This window comes from Roseomonas rosulenta (genome assembly GCF_016106005.1).
In the GTDB taxonomy this organism is placed as follows: domain Bacteria; phylum Pseudomonadota; class Alphaproteobacteria; order Acetobacterales; family Acetobacteraceae; genus Neoroseomonas; species Neoroseomonas rosulenta.
In genome coordinates this window covers 1-17043 of sequence record NZ_JACADR010000010.1, presented here as the reverse complement: position 1 = coordinate 17043, position 17043 = coordinate 1, and the positions used below count along the sequence as shown (strand labels likewise).

Genomic DNA, 17043 nt, shown 5'->3' with positions numbered 1-17043 from the left:
GCTCAGATCGGGTCCCAGCAGAAGACGTCGCCGGAGCGCTCGAGCTTCGAGAAGCCCTGCTGCAGTGAGGGCAGTGCGTATTCCGCGATCGCCTCGGGTGTCCAGCCATTCTCGCGATGCACCGACTTGATCGGGCGGATCTGGCTGTAGACGAACAGCTCGTTCATCCGCGGGGAGAAGATCTGCCCCGTCACGTCCTTCGCCGCGTCCGAGGCCAGGAATACAGCCAGCGGCGCGTTCTTGTCCGGCGTCATCTGCATGATGCGCTCGACGCGGCGCTTCTGCTCGGGCGTCTCGGCCGGGATGGTGCCGGTCATGCGCGACCAGGCGAAGGGCGCGATGCAGTTCGACCGCACGTTGAAGCGCGCCATGTCGAGTGCGATCGACTTCGACAGCCCGACGATGCCGATCTTGGCCGCCGAGTAGTTCGCCTGGCCGAAATTGCCGATCAGGCCGGAGGTCGAGGACATGTGCACGAAGGCGCCCGACTGCTGCTGGCGGAAATGCGTGGCCGCGGCGCGCGAGACGTAGAAGGAGCCCGACAGATGGACGGCAATCACGCTGTCCCATTCCTCCGGCGTCATGCGGTGGAAGATCTGGTCGCGCAGGATGCCGGCGTTGTTCACCACGATGTCGATGCGCCCGAAATGGTCCATCGCCGCCTGCACGATCTTCTGCGCGCTGGCCCAGGTGGCGACGCTCTCGGCGGAGATTTCCGACACGCCGCCATTCTGCGCGATGATCGCCTTGGTCTGCTGCGCGGGCGTGGCGTCCTGGCCCTCGCCCGACACCGAGGCGCCGACGTCGTTGATGATGACCTTGGCCCCCTGGCCGGCCATCATGATGGCGATCTCGCGCCCGATGCCGTTGCCGGCCCCCGTCACGATCGCGACCTTGCCTTCGAGCATGTTCGGCATCAGGCATTCCCTCCGTCGGTTTCTTGCCGCCGGAGGTTCTAGACCCGGCCCCGCGGGCCGTGAAGCCGGGTTGCCGGTCCGGCGCACGGGCCTATACATGGGGCATTCGGGAAAGGGGCTTCCGTGGCGTTGGTGACGCTCGAGGGCGTGGGCAAGACCTATCGCGGCCGTACCGGGGCGTGGGAAGCGGTGCGCGACTTCACGCTTGACCTGGCCGAGGGCGAGTTCTTCTGCCTGCTCGGCACCTCGGGCTGCGGAAAGACCACGGTGCTGAACATGGTCGCGGGGTTCGAGCAGCCGACCGCCGGGCGGATCCTGCTCGACGGCAGGCCCGTGGAGCGCCCCGGTGCGGATCGCGGCGTGGTCTTCCAGGGGCATGACAGCCTGTATGACTGGCTGACCGCGCTCGACAACATCGCTTTCGGGTTGCGCCTGCGGGGGCTGGGGCGCGGCGAGCGGCGGGCGAAGGCGGAGCACTACCTGAACATGGTCGGCCTGACGGGGCAGGGTGCGAAGCACCCCTCCGAGCTCTCGGGCGGCATGAAGCAGCGCATCCAGATCGCCCGCGCCCTGGCGAACGACCCGCGCATGCTGCTGATGGACGAGCCCTTCGGCGCGCTCGATGCCATGACCCGCGCGGTGCTGCAGGGGGAGTTGAGCCGCATCTGGGCCGAGACCCGCAAGACCGTGCTGTTCATCACCCACGACATCGAGGAAGCGGTGGCTCTCGCCACGCGCGTCGGCGTGATGAAGCGCGGGCCGGGCGGCACGCTGAAAGCCGTGATCCCGGTCGATCTGCCATTTCCGCGCGAACGCACGTCGGACACTTTCATGGCGGCTTTCCGCCAGGTGCACGCCCTCATTCACGACGAGATCCACGGTGCGCACTGACCGCTTCGCCACCGTCGCAGGCTATGTCGCGGGCTTCGCGCTGCTGTTCCTCATCTGGCACCTGGCGGCGACGCTGCTGGTGAAGTCGGTGCTGTTCCCGCCGCCGCTGCCGGTGCTGGCCCGCGCCATCGTGCTGATCGAGGACAACATCCTGCAGGAGCAGATCATCGCCTCGATGCGGCGCATCCTGCAGGGATTCCTGCTGGGCAGCGCGATAGGCATCCCGATCGGCCTCGCGATCGGGTCGTTCAAGCCGGTCCGCTGGCTGCTCGAACCCTGGACCGAGTTCTTCCGCTTCATCCCGGCGGTCGCGATGATCACCGTCGCGGTGATCTGGTTCGGCATCGGGGAGGAGAGCAAGATCTTCCTCATCGCCTACACCACGGTCTTCGTCGTCGTCATCGCCACGGCGGCCGGCGTGGGCGCGGTGGGGCGCGACAAGATCCGCGCGGCGCAGTGCCTGGGTGCGTCGCGCCTGCAGGTGTTCACGCTGGTCGCGCTGCCGGCGACCGTGCCCTACATCCTGACCGGCATGCGCCTCGCCATGGCAAACGCCTTCGTCACCATCGTCGCGGCGGAGCTCATCGCGTCGAATGACGGACTGGGCAAGCTGCTGTGGGACGCGCGGCTGTTCATGCAGATCGAGGACATCTTTGTCGCGCTCGTGGCGCTCGGCCTGCTCGGCTTCACCACGGACAGGGTGTTCCGCGTACTGATCCGCGCCTTCGCCGGGCGCTTCAATGCGACTGTTTGAGCACACCTTCGGCATGACGCGACTGTTTGATGCAACAGGGAGAAGCAAGATGAACCGCCGTTCCATCCTGGCGCTGCCGGCCGCGGCCGCGGGCGCCTATGTCCTGCCGGCCTCGGCGCAGGCGCCGACGCGCATCACCATCGCCACCGGCGTCGATCCGTCCTTCTCGCCCTATTACGTCGCGAAGGAAGGCGGCTTCTTCGAGCGCAACGGGCTCGACGTCACGGTCAATACCGGCCCGTCGGGCAGCGCCATGATCGCCTTCCTGATCGGCAACCAGATCAACTCCGCCTATGGCGCGGAGCAGGCCGGCGTCTCGGCCAATGTGCGCGACGCGAATGTCGTGGCGGTGGCGGAAGGTACCGCGCTGCTGCGCTGGATCAGCGTGCTGGGCCGCAACATCCGCACAATGGAGGAGCTGAAGGGCAAGCGCGTGGGCGTGGCTCGTGGCACGGGGTCCGAGACCTTCTGGCTCTCGGTCGTGGCGAAGCTCAACCTCAACCCCGCCGACTACACCATCGTGAATGTCGAGGCGCCGGAGATGGTCGCGGCACTCGAACGCGGCAACATCGACGCCTTCGCCGTGTGGGAGCCCTGGCCGACCCGCGCCCAGCGCGCCATTCCCAACACGCACATCCTGATCAACAACGAGGCGATCCAGATCGTCCGCAACTACGTCTACATGAACAAGGCCTGGGCCGAGCAGAACCGCCCGACCACTGAACGCCTGATGCGCAGCCTGATCCAAGCGCAGGAGTTCATCGAGAGCAATCGCGACCAGGCCGCGCAGCAGGTCGCGCGCTTCCTCCGCCAGGACCGCGCGCTGGTCGCCGAGCTCATGACCAAGGTAGCGTTCCGCATGAACCTTACGCCGGACAGCGTGGCGAACATCCAGCTCGCCATCGACCAGCTGCGCGGGATGAACCGGCTCGACCGGCCGGTGACGACGAACGACGTGATCTGGGCCGACCCGCTGCGCTGGGTCGCGCCCGACCGCGTGCAGATCTGAGCGCCATGGCGGCGGATCGTCGGATCGCGCCTCTCCGGCGGCTCGCCGCGCATGTGGCGCAGGTCGCCCCCATCGACCTCTCGCTGCGACTGTGGGACGGGGTGCTGCTGCCGCTCGCGCCCGCGGCGCGCAGCGACCTGGTGGTGGCCATCGCGACGCCGGCGGCCCTCACGCGCCTGGTGCGTCGGCCGCGCCTGACCACCGTCGTGGAGCTGATCGCCGAAGGCGCGGTCGATCTCGAAGGCGGCACGCTGCTGGACCTCTCGGCGCGGCTCGGCGGGGGATCGACGCGCGGGCTCGCGAAGCGGATCGACAAGCTGATTGCGGCGCGCACCCTGCTGCCGTTCCTGTTCGGTCCCGGCAGCGGCGGCGATGGCCACGCCTATGCCGGCGCGCAGGCCGCGAAGCACGGGCAGGGACGCGACGACAAGGCGCTGGTGCAATTCCACTACGACCTGTCGAACGATTTCTACGCGCTCTTCCTCGACCCCGAGATGGTCTATTCCTGCGCCTACTTCCCCGACTGGGACGCCGACATCGCGACCGCGCAGCGCGCCAAGCTCGAGATGATCTGCCGCAAGCTGCGCCTCAAGCCTGGCGAACACATGCTCGATATCGGCTGTGGCTGGGGCGGGCTTGTCTGTCATGCCGCGCAGCATCACGGCGTGCGCGCGCATGGGGTCACCCTTTCCCAGGCGCAGCATGATTTCGCGGTGGAGAAGGTGAAGCGGCTCGGCCTGCAGGACCGCGTCACGATCGAATTGCGCGACTTCCGCGACCTGCAGGGAATCGAGTTCGACAAGATCGCCTCGATCGGCATGTTCGAGCATGTCGGCCTTGCCAACCGCGCGGGCTATTTCCAGCAGATCCGCGCGCTTCTGAAGCCGCGCGGCGTCTACCTCCACCATGCCATCACGCGCCCGATGAAGCGCACCGAGCGTGACTTCCGCAGGAAGCGGCCGGAATACGGCGCCATCATCAATTACGTCTTCCCGGGCAGCGAGCTCGACCACATCGGCGGCACGGTGGATGCGCTGGAATCCGGCGGCTTCGAGGTGCACGACGTGGAGGGCTGGCGCGAGCATTACGGCCGGACCTGCCGGCTCTGGACCGAGCGGCTCTTTGCCAATCGCGCCGCCGCCGAGGCCGAGGTCGGCGCGGCAAGGACGCGGCTGTGGCTGCTCTACCTGGCGGGCGTATGCCTCGGCTTCGAGCGCGGCACCATCGGCATCTTCCAGACGGTGGCGACGAAGCGCGTTCGCGGCGCCTCGGGCCTGCCGCCGACGCGCGGTGACCTCTACGCATGATCCTGCGCCGCGCTACCGCGGCCGACCTGCCGGCCATCGTGGCGCTGCTTGCCGACGACATGCTGGGCACGGCGCGCGAGGCGCCGGGCGATCCTGCCTATGTCGCCGCCTTCGCCGCCATCGAGGCGGATCCGAACCAGTTCCTCGCCGTGGCCGAACAGGACGGGCGCGTGGTGGGCTGCCTGCAGCTCTCCTTCATCCCGGGCCTGTCGCACCGCGGCGCCTGGCGCGGCCAGGTCGAGAGCGTGCGCATCGCCGCCGATCAGCGCGGATCCGGCCTGGGGCGCCGGATGCTCGACTGGGCCATCGGTCAATGCCGGGACCGCGGCTGCCGCCTGGTGCAGCTCACCACCGACAAGTCGCGCGCCGAGGCGCGGCGCTTCTATGAATCGCTCGGCTTCGTCGCGAGCCACGAAGGAATGAAGATCACATTGCGGCCGTGAGCGAGGCGCATTTTCAGCAGAGGTGCGGTGCCCGCCGCGCTAGTCTGTGCGCGCTGCGCGATGGAGGGCCCGGTGACCATCTTCGACGACGCCGCGAACGGCATCCCGAACCCGGCCGGGTATGCCGCGCTGCTGGACCACCTGGACAATACCCTGCCGCCGCTGATCGCGAACGAGTACCTCGCGATGCCGGGGAGTCCGGGCGAGTTGCTGACCATGCGCTTCGACGCCCCGGACGGCTCCGGCGCCTTCATCCGCACCATGTTCGACCACGGCGCAGAGGACCGCGTCGTCGCGGTCTGGGGCGTCTCCCGCGCCGAGCCCGCCGGGACGCGCGACACGTCGCGCATGGCAGGCTTCCTCGGCGGCGTCTGGTCCGACACCTATCCCGGCGACGACCGCGGCCATTTCTTCGCCCACACCATGGGCGGGGGCATGGACATCAACCTGTTCCCCCAGGCGGCAAGCGTGAACCGCGGCGGGCTGTGGCGGCGCATGGAGCGCTACGCCGCCGCCAATCCCGGCACCTTCTGCTGCATCCGCCCGGTCTATACGGCCAGCGGCTGGCGCCCGAACGAGATCGACTACGCGGTCTTCATGCTGCCGCCCGAGCCCTTCGGCCTCTGGCAGGCACGCTTCCCGAACTGATGCCGCTCAGGATTTCGCCGCGATGATCGCCCCGGTCTTGCTCTCCGGGATGCGCGTGCGCCATGCCCCCGCATCCACCTGCGTCACGAAGTCGAGCACCGCGCGGTTGAAGGCGTCCGGATCCTCGAGGTTCATGGTGTGCCCGCATTTCGGCATCACCAGCAGAGCGCTGGTCGGGATGGTGCGCTTGAGGAACACCGAGGGTTCCAGCGTCGGGTCGTCCTCGTCGCCGGCGATGACGAGGGTGGGCACGGTCAGGTTGCAGAACTGCGCCTCCAGATCGCCCAGCGCGGGTCGTTCGCGCTGCACGCCCATCATCGTGTTGGCGGAGCCCTCCGCCGAATGCTCCATCAGCTGCGCGCGGAATTCGGCGTAGCCGCGCGGGTCCTTCTCCTCGAACACCAGGCGTGTCGGGCCGCGCGCATAGACGGCGCCCATCGTCTCCATGCCATCGGCGCGGATGCGGGTGGCGGTGGCTTCCACCTCGGCGCGGAACTGCTCGCGCTTGCCCGGCGCGGCGCCGTAGCCCACGCCCGCTGCGGTCAGGCTGCGCGCCAGGGCGGGATGCCGCAGCCCCAGGTGCAGTGTCGCGAAGGCGCCCATCGACAGCCCGACCACATGCGCCGGCGCCAGGCCCAGCCCCTTGATCACGGCCGCGATGTCGTCGGTCGCGCGGTCCTGCGAGTAGGCGCGCGGATCGGACGGTACGGCAGAGGGCGGATAGCCGCGCGCATTGTACGCGATGCAGCGGTAACGGCGGGAGAAGAACCGCATCTGCGGTTCCCAGGAGCGGCTGTCGCCGGCGAATTCGTGCACGAAGACCATGGGTATGCCGCTGCCGGCCTCCTCGTAATGGAGGTCAACGCCATCATCGGTGCGAAGGATCGGCATGCCATTCAGTCCTGTCGTTGCCGGCGCAGGATGGGAGTGCTTCGCCATCACGTCCAGGCGCCTTGACACGGGCAGGGGGCAGGCGCATCTCAAAGCGGACCAGATCGGTCCTGATTGCGGAAAGGAATGCGGCCGTGCTGCGGCTGTCGAAGCTCACCGACTATGCGGTGGTCGTCCTCACCCGGCTCGAAGAGGCCGACGAAGGGGGCGTGCTGACCGCACCGGGCCTCGCGGCGCGGACGGGGCTCGCGGAACCCACCGTGTCCAAGGTGCTCAAGATCCTCGCGCAGGGCGGGCTGGTCGAGGGACGTCGCGGTGCGGCGGGCGGCTATCGCCTCGCGCGGGCCCTGGCCGACATTCCATTGACGGATGTCATCACCGCGATAGACGGGCCGATCGCGCTCACGGCCTGCGTGGACAATGCCGCCGGGCTGTGTGACGCGGAGGCGACCTGCCCGGTGCGGGGCCGCTGGGATCCGGTGAACGACGCGATCCGGCGCGCGCTGTCGGGCATCTCGATCGCCGAACTGGCTCGCGCGCCCGCGATCGTCCCGCATCCCGAAGCGCAGCCGCGCGCCTACCTCGCTGCCGAATAGGACGCAGAAGACCATGCCCGCCGTCACGGAAACCATCGAGACCGTCCAGGCCGCCACCGAGTCCGGCTACAAATGGGGCTTCGAGACGGACATCGAGATGGAGTTCGCCCCCAAGGGGCTGAACGAGGACATCGTCCGCTTCATCAGCGCCAAGAAGAACGAGCCCGCCTGGCTGCTCGAATGGCGCCTGCGCGCCTTCGCGCTCTGGAAGACCATGGCGGAGCCGCGCTGGGCCGCAGTGAAGTACCCGCCGATCGACTACCAGGACAGCTACTACTACGCGGCGCCGAAGGAGAAGGTCGGGCCGAAGTCTCTCGATGAGGTCGATCCCGAGCTTCTCAAGACCTACGCCAAGCTTGGCATTCCACTGCGTGAGCAGGAGATCCTGGCAGGTGTCGAAGGCGCGGGCAGCACGCCGGCGGCCGGGCGCATGCCGATCGCGGTGGATGCGGTGTTCGACAGCGTTTCCGTCGCGACCTCCTACAAGGAGCGGCTGGCGAAGGACGGCGTCATTTTCTGCTCGATCAGCGAGGCGGTGCAGGAGCATCCCGAGCTGATCAAGAAGTACCTTGGCTCAGTCGTCCCGCAGGGCGACAATTTCTTCGCCGCGCTGAACAGCGCTGTCTTCACCGATGGGAGCTTCGTCTACATCCCGAAGGGCGTGCGCTGCCCGATGGAGCTGTCGACCTATTTCCGGATCAACGCCAAGTCGACCGGGCAGTTCGAGCGCACGCTGATCATCGCCGACGAGGGTTCGCAGGTCTCGTATCTGGAAGGCTGCACGGCCCCGATGCGCGACGAGAACCAGCTTCACGCCGCGGTGGTGGAACTGGTCGCGATGGACGACGCCTCCATCAAGTATTCCACCGTGCAGAACTGGTACCCCGGCGATGCCGAGGGCAAGGGCGGCATCTACAACTTCGTCACCAAGCGCGGTGCCTGCCGCGGCGCGCGGTCCAAGATTTCCTGGACGCAGGTGGAGACGGGTTCGGCGATCACCTGGAAGTATCCCTCCTGCATCCTGCAGGGTGAGGAGTCGGTCGGCGAGTTCTACTCCGTCGCCATCACCAACAACTACCAGCAGGCCGACACCGGGACGAAGATGTTCCACATCGGTCCGCGCACGAAGTCGACCATCGTGTCGAAGGGCATTAGCGCCGGGCATGGGCAGAACACCTATCGCGGCCTGGTGCGCATCGGTGCCAAGGCCGCCGGCGCGCGCAACTTCACCCAGTGCGACAGCCTACTGATCGGCGACCTCTGCGGCGCGCATACCGTGCCCTACATCGAGAACCGCTGCGCCACCGCCAAGGTCGAGCACGAGGCCACCACCAGCCGCATCGCCGAGGACCAGCTGTTCTACTGCCGCCAGCGTGGCCTCACGCAGGAGGAAGCGGTGGGCCTCATCGTCAATGGCTTCTGCCGCGAGGTGCTGAAGGAACTGCCGATGGAATTCGCGGTGGAAGCGCAGAAGCTGTTGCAGATTTCTCTTGAAGGGTCCGTGGGCTGACCATGCTGAAGATCGAAGGACTGACCGCCGAAATCGATGGCAAGGAGATCCTGAAGGGGATCGACCTCGAAGTGCCGACCGGCCAGGTGCATGCCATCATGGGCCCGAACGGTTCGGGCAAGTCGACGCTGTCCTATGTGCTCTCCGGGCGCGACGGCTACGAGGTGACGGGCGGGTCCGCCACGCTGAACGGCCTCGACATCCTGGCGATGGAACCGGAGGAACGCGCCGCCGCGGGCCTGTTCCTCGCCTTCCAGTATCCGGTGGAGCTGCCGGGCGTGGGAAATGCCACCTTCCTGCGCACCGCGCTCAATGCCGTGCGCAAGGGGCGCGGCGAGAACGAACTCGACGCCATGCAGTTCCTGAAGTTGGCGCGCGAACGCATGAAGGCGCTGTCCATGTCGGACGAGATGCTGAAGCGCGGCGTGAATGTCGGCTTCTCCGGCGGTGAGAAGAAGCGCAACGAGATCCTGCAGATGGCGCTGCTGCAGCCCTCAATGGCAATCCTGGACGAGACGGATTCCGGCCTCGACATCGATGCGCTCAAGATCGTCGCCGATGGCGTGAACGCCATGCGCGGGCCGGGCTTCTCGGCGCTAGTCATCACCCACTACCAGCGGCTGCTCGACTACATCGTGCCGGACCGCGTGCATGTGCTGATCGGCGGGCGCATCGTGAAGTCGGGCGGGCCGGAACTGGCGCAGGAGCTGGAGGCGCAGGGCTACGGCGCCGTCCAGGCGGCCGCATGACGGTCGTCGCGCAGACCGGTGCGGCCGGCTTCCTCGCCCGCTACGAGGGGCTGAAGGATCATCTGCCCGGCGCTCGCAAGCCGTGGCTGAATGCGCTGCGCGCCGACGCCGCGGCGCATTTCGCCGCACGCGGCTTCCCCACGCGGCGCGTCGAACAGTGGAAGTACACCGACCTCGCGCCGGTGGCGCAGGCGAGCTTCGCCGAACCGCTGACCATGGTGGATGGCGCCATCGCCCTGCCGGCCGCCAATGCGCCGAATCGCGCGGTCTTCGTCGATGGCCGCTTCCGTGCCGATCTCTCGACGCTGGACGGGTTGGCCTTCCGCGCGACCGGCCTCGCGCAGCATCTCGGCGATGCCGAATCCCATCTGGGTTCCCTCGCGAAGCCCGAGGCCGAGCCGCTCGCCGCGCTTAACACCATGCTGTTCGAGGACGGGCTGCTGGTCGACCTGCCCGACGGTGTCGATGGCGGGCTGCTGGAACTCGTCTCGGTCGCGGTCGATCCGGGCCGGCCCTTCGCCTTCCATCCGCGCCACCTGGTGCGGCTCGGCGAGGGCGCGCGCCTGACGCTGATCGAGACGGCGACCGGCGGCGGCGCCTGCCTGCACAACCCGGTCTTCGAGATCGACGTCGCGGAACGCGCCTCGCTGACGCATGGCCGGATGCTGCAGGAAGGGTCGGGCGCCTTCCACCTCTCGACCATCTATGCGCGCATCGCCGCCGAGGGCACCTACGACAACTTCACTGTCGCCGCAGGCCCGCGGCTGACGCGCAACGAGATCCACGCCGCGCTGGTGGGTCCGCGCGCCGCCTGCCACATGAATGGCGCGCAGATGGCGGGCGAGGGCCAGCATGTGGACACCACCACCTCGCTCGATCACGCCGCCCCCGACTGTGCGTCCCGCCAGACCTACAAGACCGTGCTGGCGGGCCGCTCGCGCGGGGTCTTCCAGGGGCGCATCCATGTGCATCGCGTGGCGCAGAAGACCGATGGCTACCAGATGAACCAGGCCCTGCTGCTGAGCGAGGAGGCCGAGATCGACAGCAAGCCGCAGCTTGAGATCTACGCCGACGACGTGAAGTGCAGCCATGGTGCGACGGTCGGCGCGCTCGACCCCGACAGCCTGTTCTACCTGCGCGCCCGCGGCATCCCGGAGGCCCAGGCCAGGACCATGCTGGTGGAGGCCTTCCTGCACGAGGCGGTGGACACCGTGACAGACGAAACCCTGCGCGGCGCCCTGACCCGTGCCCTTGATGCCTGGTGGTCGCGCCAGGCGGCGGCGGCGTGATGGACGGCGTGGCGGCTTCCCCCTTCGACGTCGCGCGCATCCGGCAGGATTTCCCGATCCTGTCGCAGCCGCAGGCGCGCGGAAGGCCGCTGGTGTTCCTCGATTCGGGCGCCTCGGCGCAGAAGCCGCGCGTCGTTATCGACGCCATGGTCCGCTGCATGGAGACGGCCTACGCGAACGTGCATCGCGGAGCCTATCGGCTGAGCGAGCTCGCCACCGACGCGTATGAGGCGGCTCGGGGTGCCACGGCCCGCTTCCTCAACGCCGCCGACCCGCGCGAGATCGTCTTCACGAAGAACAGCACCGAGGCGATGAACCTGGTCGCCCATTCCTGGGGCCGCGGCGTGCTGCAGCCGGGCCAGGCGGTGCTGATCAGCGAATTGGAGCACCACGCCAACATCGTGCCCTGGCAGATGCTGCGTGACGATCGCGGCAACGAACTCCGTGTCTGCCGCGTGACGGATGCCGGCGAGCTCGACATGGACGATCTCGAGGCGAAGCTGGCCGACGGCAAGGTCGGACTTGTCGCGGTCGCGCACATGTCGAACGTACTCGGCACGGTGACGCCGGTCGATCGCATCGTCGCGCTCGCGCATGCGCATGGTGCGAAGGTGCTGCTGGATGGTTCGCAGGCCGCGGTGCATCGGCGCGTGGACGTGCAGGCGATCGGCTGCGATTTCTACTGCTTCACCGGCCACAAGCTCTACGGGCCGACCGGCATAGGCGTGCTCTGGGCGCGCCTCGAGCACCTGGAGCGCATGCCGCCCTTCCTCGGCGGCGGCGACATGATCAGCGTCGTGACCTTCGAGAAGTCCGAATGGGCGCCGCCGCCGGCGAAGTTCGAGGCCGGCACGCCCGCCATCGTCGAGGCGGTCGGCCTGCATGCCGCGATCGACTACGTCACCGCCATCGGCATGGGCGCGATCGAGGCGCATGAACGCGCGCTGGTCGACCACGCCACGGCGCGGCTCGCGCAGGTGCCGGGCCTCACGCTTCTGGGTGCGGCGCAGGATCGCGGCGGCGTCTTTGCCTTCGGGCTCGATGCCGCGCATCCGCATGACCTCGCCACGCTGCTCGACCGCGCCGGCATCGCCGTGCGCGCGGGCAGGCATTGCGCCGAGCCGCTGCATGCGCGCTTCGGCCTTGAGAACGGCACCACGCGGGCTTCCTTCGGCCTCTATACCACCAAGGACGAGATCGACCTGCTGGCCCAGGCGCTGACCGAGGCGCGGGAGTTCTTCAAATGAGCGGCCTGTTCGACGACCTGCGTGACCTGTATCAGGAAGTCATCCTGGACCACGGGCGCAAGCCGCGGAACTTCCGCCGGCTCGAGGACGCCACCGCCACCGCGCGCGGCGACAACCCGATGTGCGGCGACCGGATCGAGCTGTTTCTCAGGACCACGCCCGACCATCGCATCGAGGACGCCGCCTTCCAGGGGCGCGGCTGCGCCATCTCCACCGCCTCCGCCTCGCTGATGACCGAGGTGGTGAAGGGCAAGACGGCGGAGGAAGCCAGGGCGCTGGGCGCGGCGTTCCGCGAACTCGCGATGACCGGCACCTGCCCGGATTGCGGCGCGGCGCTGGCCGAGGACATGGAGCGCCTCGCGCCGCTCTCGGGCGTGCACGAGTTTCCCTCGCGCGTGAAATGCGCGACGTTGGCCTGGCACGCACTGAACGCCGCGCTGGACGGCACCAAGGAGGCGAGCAGTGAGTGAGGACGCCACCAAGACCGCGCCCACCGAGACGCGCGCCGCCTGGACCCCTGACGGCGAAGTCACGCCCCCAGCGCCGCGCGTGAGCGAGGACGCCGTCATCGCCGCCATCGCGACCGTCTACGACCCGGAGATCCCGGTCGACATCTACCAGCTCGGCCTGGTCTATGCCGTCGAGATCGAGGATGACGGCAAGGTGCGCGTCGAGATGACGCTGACCACGCCCTCCTGCCCCTCCGCACAGGAACTGCCGTCCCAGGTCGAGGACGCCGTGCGCGCCGTGGACGGCGTGAGCGACGTCACCGTCGAGGTGGTCTGGGACCCGCCCTGGGATCCCTCGCGCATGAGCGAGGACGCCCGCCTCGCCCTGAACATGTTCTGAGGCAGACCATGAGCACCACCACCGAAGCGCCGCGCACGAAGCGCGCCCTGCCGCCGCTGATGTCGCTGACCGAGGGTGCGGCCGATCGACTGCGCGCGCTCTACGCCACGGGCGAGCACGGGAAGCTTCTGCGCATCTCGGTCAAGACCAAGGGCTGCTCAGGCCTGTCCTACGACCTGTCCTGGACGCAGGAGGCGGCGCCCTCGGACGAGGTCATCACCGACCGCGGCGTGACCGTGCTGATCGACCGCAAGGCCACGCTGTTCCTGATCGGTACGGTGATGGACTACGAGGTGAAGGCGATGACCGCGGGCTTCACCTTCACCAACCCGAACGAGAAGGGCCGCTGCGGCTGCGGCGAATCCTTCCACGTCTGACCGGCGGCGTTACGCCGCGCCGGGCACCAGCCGATAGCCGGTGCCGGCACGCTCCACGCGCCCGGTCGCCGGCATGTCGAAGTGGTAGCCCACGACGGGCATCCGCTCGGTCGCGGCGCGATCCAGCAGGCGCTTGCGCGTATCCACCGCCATCGCCGGATCCATGTCGAACACCGGGCACCAGTCCGGGTTTACCATAAAGAAGGCCGGCGCGGTGATGGCGTCGCCGATCACCAGCGCCTGTGCGGTGCCATCGGCGATCAGGAAGGAGGTGTGGCCCGGGCTGTGCCCGTTCGTCGCCACGGCGCGGATGCCCGGTGCGACCTCCGCGTCGGGCGCGAAGCGCGTCATGCGATCGAGGTAGGGCGCGAAGCGGCGGCGCACATTGGCGAATCCCGGGCGCCGCGCCTCGGTGGCGCGCGATTCCTCGCCGGCATCCGTCCAGAAGGCCCATTCGCGCTCCGGCACCACCACCATCGCCTGCGGGAACAGCGCGGCCCCATCATTCGATGTCAGCCCGCCGATGTGGTCGCCATGGAAATGCGTATGCGCGATCAGCAGCACCCGGGCCGGATCGAGTCCGGCCGCGCGCATGTTGTCCTGAAGGGCGCCGGTGCCCGGACCGCCGGCCCCGCCCGTGCCGACATCGAGCGCGACGAGCCCGCGCGGGGTCTCGACGAAGGTCACGTTGTACGGGTTCCGCATGGCCGGCCCCGGGAGGCCGGCCGCGCTCATCGCACTGCCCACCTGCTCGGGCGTCGCGTTCACCACCAGGCCCTGCGTGGCGTTGGGACGGACATTCGATCCGTCGGTCACCACGGTGACCTTCAGGGCACCGACCTCGAAGCGATGGAACGCAGGACCCACAACGGGCGGTGCGCTGGCCTGCGCGGCGGCGTGCCGCGCATGCAGTAGCGTCGGCGCGGCATACAGTGTTGCGGCGGCGCCGATCGCGGCGCGACGAGACAGGGTCATTGCGTGCTCTCCCAGCCCGGCTTGGGCCCGCAAGACATCGTGTCGCGGGCCCGGACATCAAGCGACAAGGTCACACGACCGGCGACCAGTCTGCCGGGGCGAAGCGGTAGCCCTCGCCGTCTTTCGCCACGAAGCCGTTCGCGGGGAAAGGCCAGTGGTAGCCGATCGTCCGAATACGGTCTGCCACCACACGGTCCAGCAGACGCCGGCGTGTCACTACTGCCGTGGCCGGGTCCATATCAAAAACGATGTGCCAGTCCGGATGCCGCAGGTTGATCTCGGGTCGATTTGTCACGTCGCCCATCACCAGAACCTGATCCGCGCCGTCTGCCACGAGGTAGGATGTATGTCCGGGTGTATGGCCAAAAGTCGCGATGGACGCGATCCCGGGCATGAGTTCGGCATTCGGCGGTAGGCGACGGATGCGCGCAGCATACGGCCCGAAGCGACGGTGGGTATTCATGAAACCGCCGCGAACGGCCTCCGGTGCGCGTGACATTGCGCCGTCATCCATCCAGAAGGCCCATTCGGCCTCCGGTACCACGATCTCGGCATTGGGAAACACCACCTCGTTTTGCGCGGTTGTCAGCCCGCTGATGTGGTCGGCGTGGAAATGCGTGAACGCCACCATGTTCACGCGCGCGGGATCGAGCCCTGCCGCGTGCATGTTGGCGACGAGCGTGCCCGCCTGGGGAGAAAGTTGGCCCCCCGTGCCAACATCGAAAGCAATCAGTCCGCGCGGCGACTCAATGAAGGTCACGTTGAAGGGGCTCCGCATACCCGCGGCGTCGAGGAACCCTCCCCGCAGCGCCTCTTCCACTTGGGGCGGGGTCGCATTGCGCACGAAGCGTTCCGTAGGGTTGGGGAAAACGAAGAATCCGTCATGCACCACCGTGACGGTGAGCGTACCGACGCGGAACCGGTAGAAGCCTGGCGCCTGCGCGGGCACCGCCGCAGCGGGGGCCTGGGCGGCCGCGGGGCGCAGCAGTGCCGGCGCCGCGATGGAGCTCCCGGCGGCCAGTAGGGCGATGCGGCGATGGATCATGACGTCGGTGTTCCGATTCGGTTGAGCCTCAGGCAGGGTGGTGATCACGGCGGGCGCTTCAAGCCCCGTTCGATCCACGGGTTGCAACATGTGCCCTCCGGTGGGAACTTGCCCACGCCGCGACGTGAACGCGGTTTGGCCCAGGAGTGCCGGTGCCCAAGGACGATACACATCTCCCCATGTCCGAGCAGGCGCCGCGCCGGGCGGGCCTCGTGCCGCGATTCGTGTCGTGGCCGTTCGCGACCGGCGGGGGGCCTGCACGCAGCACCTTGCACCGCACGCACGAGGAACTGTTCCGCATGCGTGGTGAACTCGCCATGCTGCGTGCCGAACTCGAAGCGATCCATGGCGTCGTCGGCCGGCGTGACATCGCCACCGTCGATGAGTTGCTGCGCGGCGGCAACCGCCGCCAGGTCGAGGCCCTGATCCGCGACCGCACCCAGACCGTGCCGCTGCCCGATGGCAGCGTGCTCTGCCGCGCGCTCGGCCGCTTCAAGATGTTCACCGACGCAGCCGATGGCGGCATCGCGCCGCACCTCCTGCTGGACGGCTACTGGGAATACTGGGTCACCGAATTCGTCTGCCGCAACGTCGCGCGTGGCGAGACGGCGATGGATGTGGGCGCCGTCTATGGCTACTACACCATCCTGCTGGCCGACCTGGTCGGGGCCGACGGGCGGGTCGAGGCGCTCGAGCCGAACCCCTGGCTGCACTGGCTGCTGCGGCGCAATGTCGTGGTCAATGGGCTGGACGCGAACGTGACCGTGCATCGCGTCGCCGCCACCGAGGCAGCGCGCGACGCCGTGAAGGTGCCGGCGCTGCTGAGCGGCCCGGCGCATGGTCCCTTCGCGGACCGCTTCGAGGTCGAGGATTCGAGCCGCACCTGCATCGCACCGGGCGCCGCCCTGCAGGACCTCGTGCCCGGCAGCGTCGACTTCCTGCGCATCGGCTGCGCGGCATCTGCCGATGCCATCGTGGCCGGCATCCCGCAACTGATCGACCGCAGCCCGAAGCTGCGCATCCTGTTGGAACACAACGCCGATCGCTGCCGCGATGCGGGGCCGATGCTCGCCGCGCTCGCCGCGCGCTTCCCTCTGCGCTTCGTCGACGGCGATTCCCGCGCCAAGCCCTGCACCATCGACGACCTGCTCGGGCCGCGGCGCGTCAGCACGCTGTATCTGTCGAACCTCGAGCCCTGCTGAGCCGCCCGCTCAGCGCCGCGGCCGCGTGAAGGCCACCACCGCCTCGACCTGCGCGGAATGCACGAACTGGTCGACCGGCGTGGCCGCCGATACCTGCCAACCCGCCTGTGCGAAGGCCCGCGCGTCGCGCGACAGCGCCGCCGGGTTGCACGAAACATAGACCACCACGGGCACCGTGCTGCGCGCCAGCAGTGCCGCCTGCTCGGGGGCGCCGGCGAAGGGCGGGTCCAGCACCACCGCGGCGAAGGGGGCGAGCTCCGCGACGTTCAGCGGCTGGCGCGCCAGGTCGCGCCGCGTCGCCGCCAACGGCAGCCCCGCGCGTCCGGCCGCGGCGGCAAGCGCGG

General features: G+C 68.6%; 19 protein-coding genes and 1 pseudogene. 15 read left to right on the top strand and 5 right to left on the bottom strand.

Going from position 1 to position 17043, the window contains the following annotated elements:
- Positions 1 to 2: 2 nt before the first annotated feature.
- A complete protein-coding gene (locus HW578_RS03120) occupies positions 3 to 917 on the bottom strand; it encodes an SDR family NAD(P)-dependent oxidoreductase (RefSeq protein WP_232478554.1) in 915 nt (304 codons plus the stop codon).
- 123 nt (positions 918 to 1040) lie between these two features.
- On the opposite strand from HW578_RS03120, the gene HW578_RS03115 reads away from it, so the two are divergent.
- The 6 genes from HW578_RS03115 (at position 1041) to HW578_RS28395 (ending at position 5969) form a co-directional block, all read left to right on the top strand.
- Positions 1041 to 1808, top strand: a complete 768-nt coding sequence (locus HW578_RS03115; protein WP_198369067.1) for an ABC transporter ATP-binding protein — start codon at positions 1041 to 1043, stop codon at positions 1806 to 1808.
- Positions 1798 to 2562, top strand: a complete 765-nt coding sequence (locus HW578_RS03110; RefSeq protein WP_198369066.1) for an ABC transporter permease — start codon at positions 1798 to 1800, stop codon at positions 2560 to 2562. The genes HW578_RS03115 and HW578_RS03110 overlap by 11 nt, the downstream gene beginning before the upstream one ends.
- 49 nt (positions 2563 to 2611) lie before the next feature.
- Entirely contained in the window at positions 2612 to 3571 is a 960-nt protein-coding gene (locus HW578_RS03105) for an ABC transporter substrate-binding protein (RefSeq protein WP_198369065.1), read from the top strand.
- A 5-nt stretch (positions 3572 to 3576) separates the two neighbouring features.
- On the top strand, positions 3577 to 4878 hold the full coding sequence (locus HW578_RS03100) for an SAM-dependent methyltransferase (protein ID WP_198369064.1): 1302 nt from the start codon (positions 3577 to 3579) through the stop codon (positions 4876 to 4878).
- Positions 4875 to 5321 (top strand): GNAT family N-acetyltransferase, encoded by a 447-nt coding sequence (locus tag HW578_RS03095; RefSeq protein ID WP_198369063.1) that lies wholly within the window; start codon positions 4875 to 4877, stop codon positions 5319 to 5321. Before HW578_RS03100 ends, HW578_RS03095 begins: the two co-directional genes overlap by 4 nt.
- A gap of 72 nt (positions 5322 to 5393) precedes the next feature.
- Positions 5394 to 5969 (top strand): DNA/RNA non-specific endonuclease, encoded by a 576-nt coding sequence (locus HW578_RS28395; RefSeq protein WP_198369062.1) that lies wholly within the window; start codon positions 5394 to 5396, stop codon positions 5967 to 5969.
- 6 nt (positions 5970 to 5975) lie between these two features.
- Here HW578_RS28395 and HW578_RS03085 read toward each other — a convergent pair whose 3' ends face one another.
- Positions 5976 to 6860 carry an alpha/beta fold hydrolase gene (locus HW578_RS03085; protein WP_198369061.1) on the bottom strand — a complete coding sequence of 295 codons (885 nt, stop codon included), beginning with the start codon at positions 6858 to 6860 and terminating at the stop codon, positions 5976 to 5978.
- A 134-nt stretch (positions 6861 to 6994) separates the two neighbouring features.
- Between HW578_RS03085 and HW578_RS03080 the strand changes: the two genes are divergently transcribed.
- From HW578_RS03080 to HW578_RS03045, 8 genes are read left to right on the top strand one after another with little or no spacing between them, the layout of a single operon-like run.
- Positions 6995 to 7456, top strand: coding sequence for an SUF system Fe-S cluster assembly regulator (locus tag HW578_RS03080; protein WP_198369060.1), 462 nt, complete (start codon positions 6995 to 6997; stop codon positions 7454 to 7456).
- A 13-nt stretch (positions 7457 to 7469) separates the two neighbouring features.
- Complete coding sequence (gene sufB, locus HW578_RS03075) at positions 7470 to 8966, top strand: Fe-S cluster assembly protein SufB (RefSeq protein WP_198369059.1); 1497 nt, start codon at positions 7470 to 7472, stop codon at positions 8964 to 8966.
- Positions 8967 to 8968: 2 nt separating this feature from the next.
- On the top strand, positions 8969 to 9715 hold the full coding sequence (gene sufC, locus HW578_RS03070; protein ID WP_198369058.1) for a Fe-S cluster assembly ATPase SufC: 747 nt from the start codon (positions 8969 to 8971) through the stop codon (positions 9713 to 9715).
- A complete protein-coding gene (sufD, locus tag HW578_RS03065; RefSeq protein WP_198369057.1) occupies positions 9712 to 11004 on the top strand; it encodes a Fe-S cluster assembly protein SufD in 1293 nt (430 codons plus the stop codon). The genes sufC and sufD overlap by 4 nt, the downstream gene beginning before the upstream one ends.
- The gene (locus HW578_RS03060; protein ID WP_198369097.1) at positions 11004 to 12251 is read left to right on the top strand and encodes an aminotransferase class V-fold PLP-dependent enzyme; all 1248 of its coding nucleotides are present in this window, start codon (positions 11004 to 11006) and stop codon (positions 12249 to 12251) included. Before sufD ends, HW578_RS03060 begins: the two co-directional genes overlap by 1 nt.
- The gene (gene sufU, locus HW578_RS03055; RefSeq protein ID WP_456308262.1) at positions 12248 to 12721 is read left to right on the top strand and encodes a Fe-S cluster assembly sulfur transfer protein SufU; all 474 of its coding nucleotides are present in this window, start codon (positions 12248 to 12250) and stop codon (positions 12719 to 12721) included. The genes HW578_RS03060 and sufU overlap by 4 nt, the downstream gene beginning before the upstream one ends.
- On the top strand, positions 12714 to 13100 hold the full coding sequence (locus HW578_RS03050) for an SUF system Fe-S cluster assembly protein (RefSeq protein WP_198369056.1): 387 nt from the start codon (positions 12714 to 12716) through the stop codon (positions 13098 to 13100). Before sufU ends, HW578_RS03050 begins: the two co-directional genes overlap by 8 nt.
- Before the next feature lie 8 nt (positions 13101 to 13108).
- Entirely contained in the window at positions 13109 to 13477 is a 369-nt protein-coding gene (locus HW578_RS03045) for a HesB/IscA family protein (RefSeq protein ID WP_198369055.1), read from the top strand.
- A gap of 9 nt (positions 13478 to 13486) precedes the next feature.
- Here HW578_RS03045 and HW578_RS03040 read toward each other — a convergent pair whose 3' ends face one another.
- Positions 13487 to 14452, bottom strand: coding sequence for an MBL fold metallo-hydrolase (locus HW578_RS03040; protein ID WP_198369054.1), 966 nt, complete (start codon positions 14450 to 14452; stop codon positions 13487 to 13489).
- A gap of 70 nt (positions 14453 to 14522) precedes the next feature.
- Complete coding sequence (locus tag HW578_RS03035) at positions 14523 to 15545, bottom strand: MBL fold metallo-hydrolase (RefSeq protein WP_369407803.1); 1023 nt, start codon at positions 15543 to 15545, stop codon at positions 14523 to 14525.
- Between the two features lie 251 nt (positions 15546 to 15796).
- Here HW578_RS03035 and HW578_RS03030 point away from each other — a divergent pair, with 251 nt between their 5' ends.
- The gene (locus tag HW578_RS03030; RefSeq protein ID WP_198369053.1) at positions 15797 to 16699 is read left to right on the top strand and encodes a class I SAM-dependent methyltransferase; all 903 of its coding nucleotides are present in this window, start codon (positions 15797 to 15799) and stop codon (positions 16697 to 16699) included.
- Positions 16700 to 16708: 9 nt separating this feature from the next.
- Here HW578_RS03030 and HW578_RS03025 read toward each other — a convergent pair.
- A pseudogene (locus HW578_RS03025) lies at positions 16709 to 17043 on the bottom strand (class I SAM-dependent RNA methyltransferase); the annotation flags it as partial.

Excerpts from the sequence above, each read along its gene's own strand:
- HW578_RS03120 (WP_232478554.1), bottom strand. The coding sequence starts at position 917 with ATGCCGAACATGCTCGAAGGCAAGGTCGCGATCGTGACGGGGGCCGGC.
- HW578_RS03105 (WP_198369065.1), top strand. The coding sequence starts at position 2,612 with ATGAACCGCCGTTCCATCCTGGCGCTGCCGGCCGCGGCCGCGGGCGCC.
- HW578_RS03100 (WP_198369064.1), top strand. The coding sequence starts at position 3,577 with ATGGCGGCGGATCGTCGGATCGCGCCTCTCCGGCGGCTCGCCGCGCAT.
- HW578_RS03095 (WP_198369063.1), top strand. The coding sequence starts at position 4,875 with ATGATCCTGCGCCGCGCTACCGCGGCCGACCTGCCGGCCATCGTGGCG.
- HW578_RS03085 (WP_198369061.1), bottom strand. The coding sequence starts at position 6,860 with ATGCCGATCCTTCGCACCGATGATGGCGTTGACCTCCATTACGAGGAG.
- sufB (WP_198369059.1), top strand. The coding sequence starts at position 7,470 with ATGCCCGCCGTCACGGAAACCATCGAGACCGTCCAGGCCGCCACCGAG.
- sufC (WP_198369058.1), top strand. The coding sequence starts at position 8,969 with ATGCTGAAGATCGAAGGACTGACCGCCGAAATCGATGGCAAGGAGATC.
- sufD (WP_198369057.1), top strand. The coding sequence starts at position 9,712 with ATGACGGTCGTCGCGCAGACCGGTGCGGCCGGCTTCCTCGCCCGCTAC.
- HW578_RS03060 (WP_198369097.1), top strand. The coding sequence starts at position 11,004 with ATGGACGGCGTGGCGGCTTCCCCCTTCGACGTCGCGCGCATCCGGCAG.
- sufU (WP_456308262.1), top strand. The coding sequence starts at position 12,248 with ATGAGCGGCCTGTTCGACGACCTGCGTGACCTGTATCAGGAAGTCATC.
- HW578_RS03045 (WP_198369055.1), top strand. The coding sequence starts at position 13,109 with ATGAGCACCACCACCGAAGCGCCGCGCACGAAGCGCGCCCTGCCGCCG.
- HW578_RS03040 (WP_198369054.1), bottom strand. The coding sequence starts at position 14,452 with ATGACCCTGTCTCGTCGCGCCGCGATCGGCGCCGCCGCAACACTGTAT.
- HW578_RS03030 (WP_198369053.1), top strand. The coding sequence starts at position 15,797 with ATGCGTGGTGAACTCGCCATGCTGCGTGCCGAACTCGAAGCGATCCAT.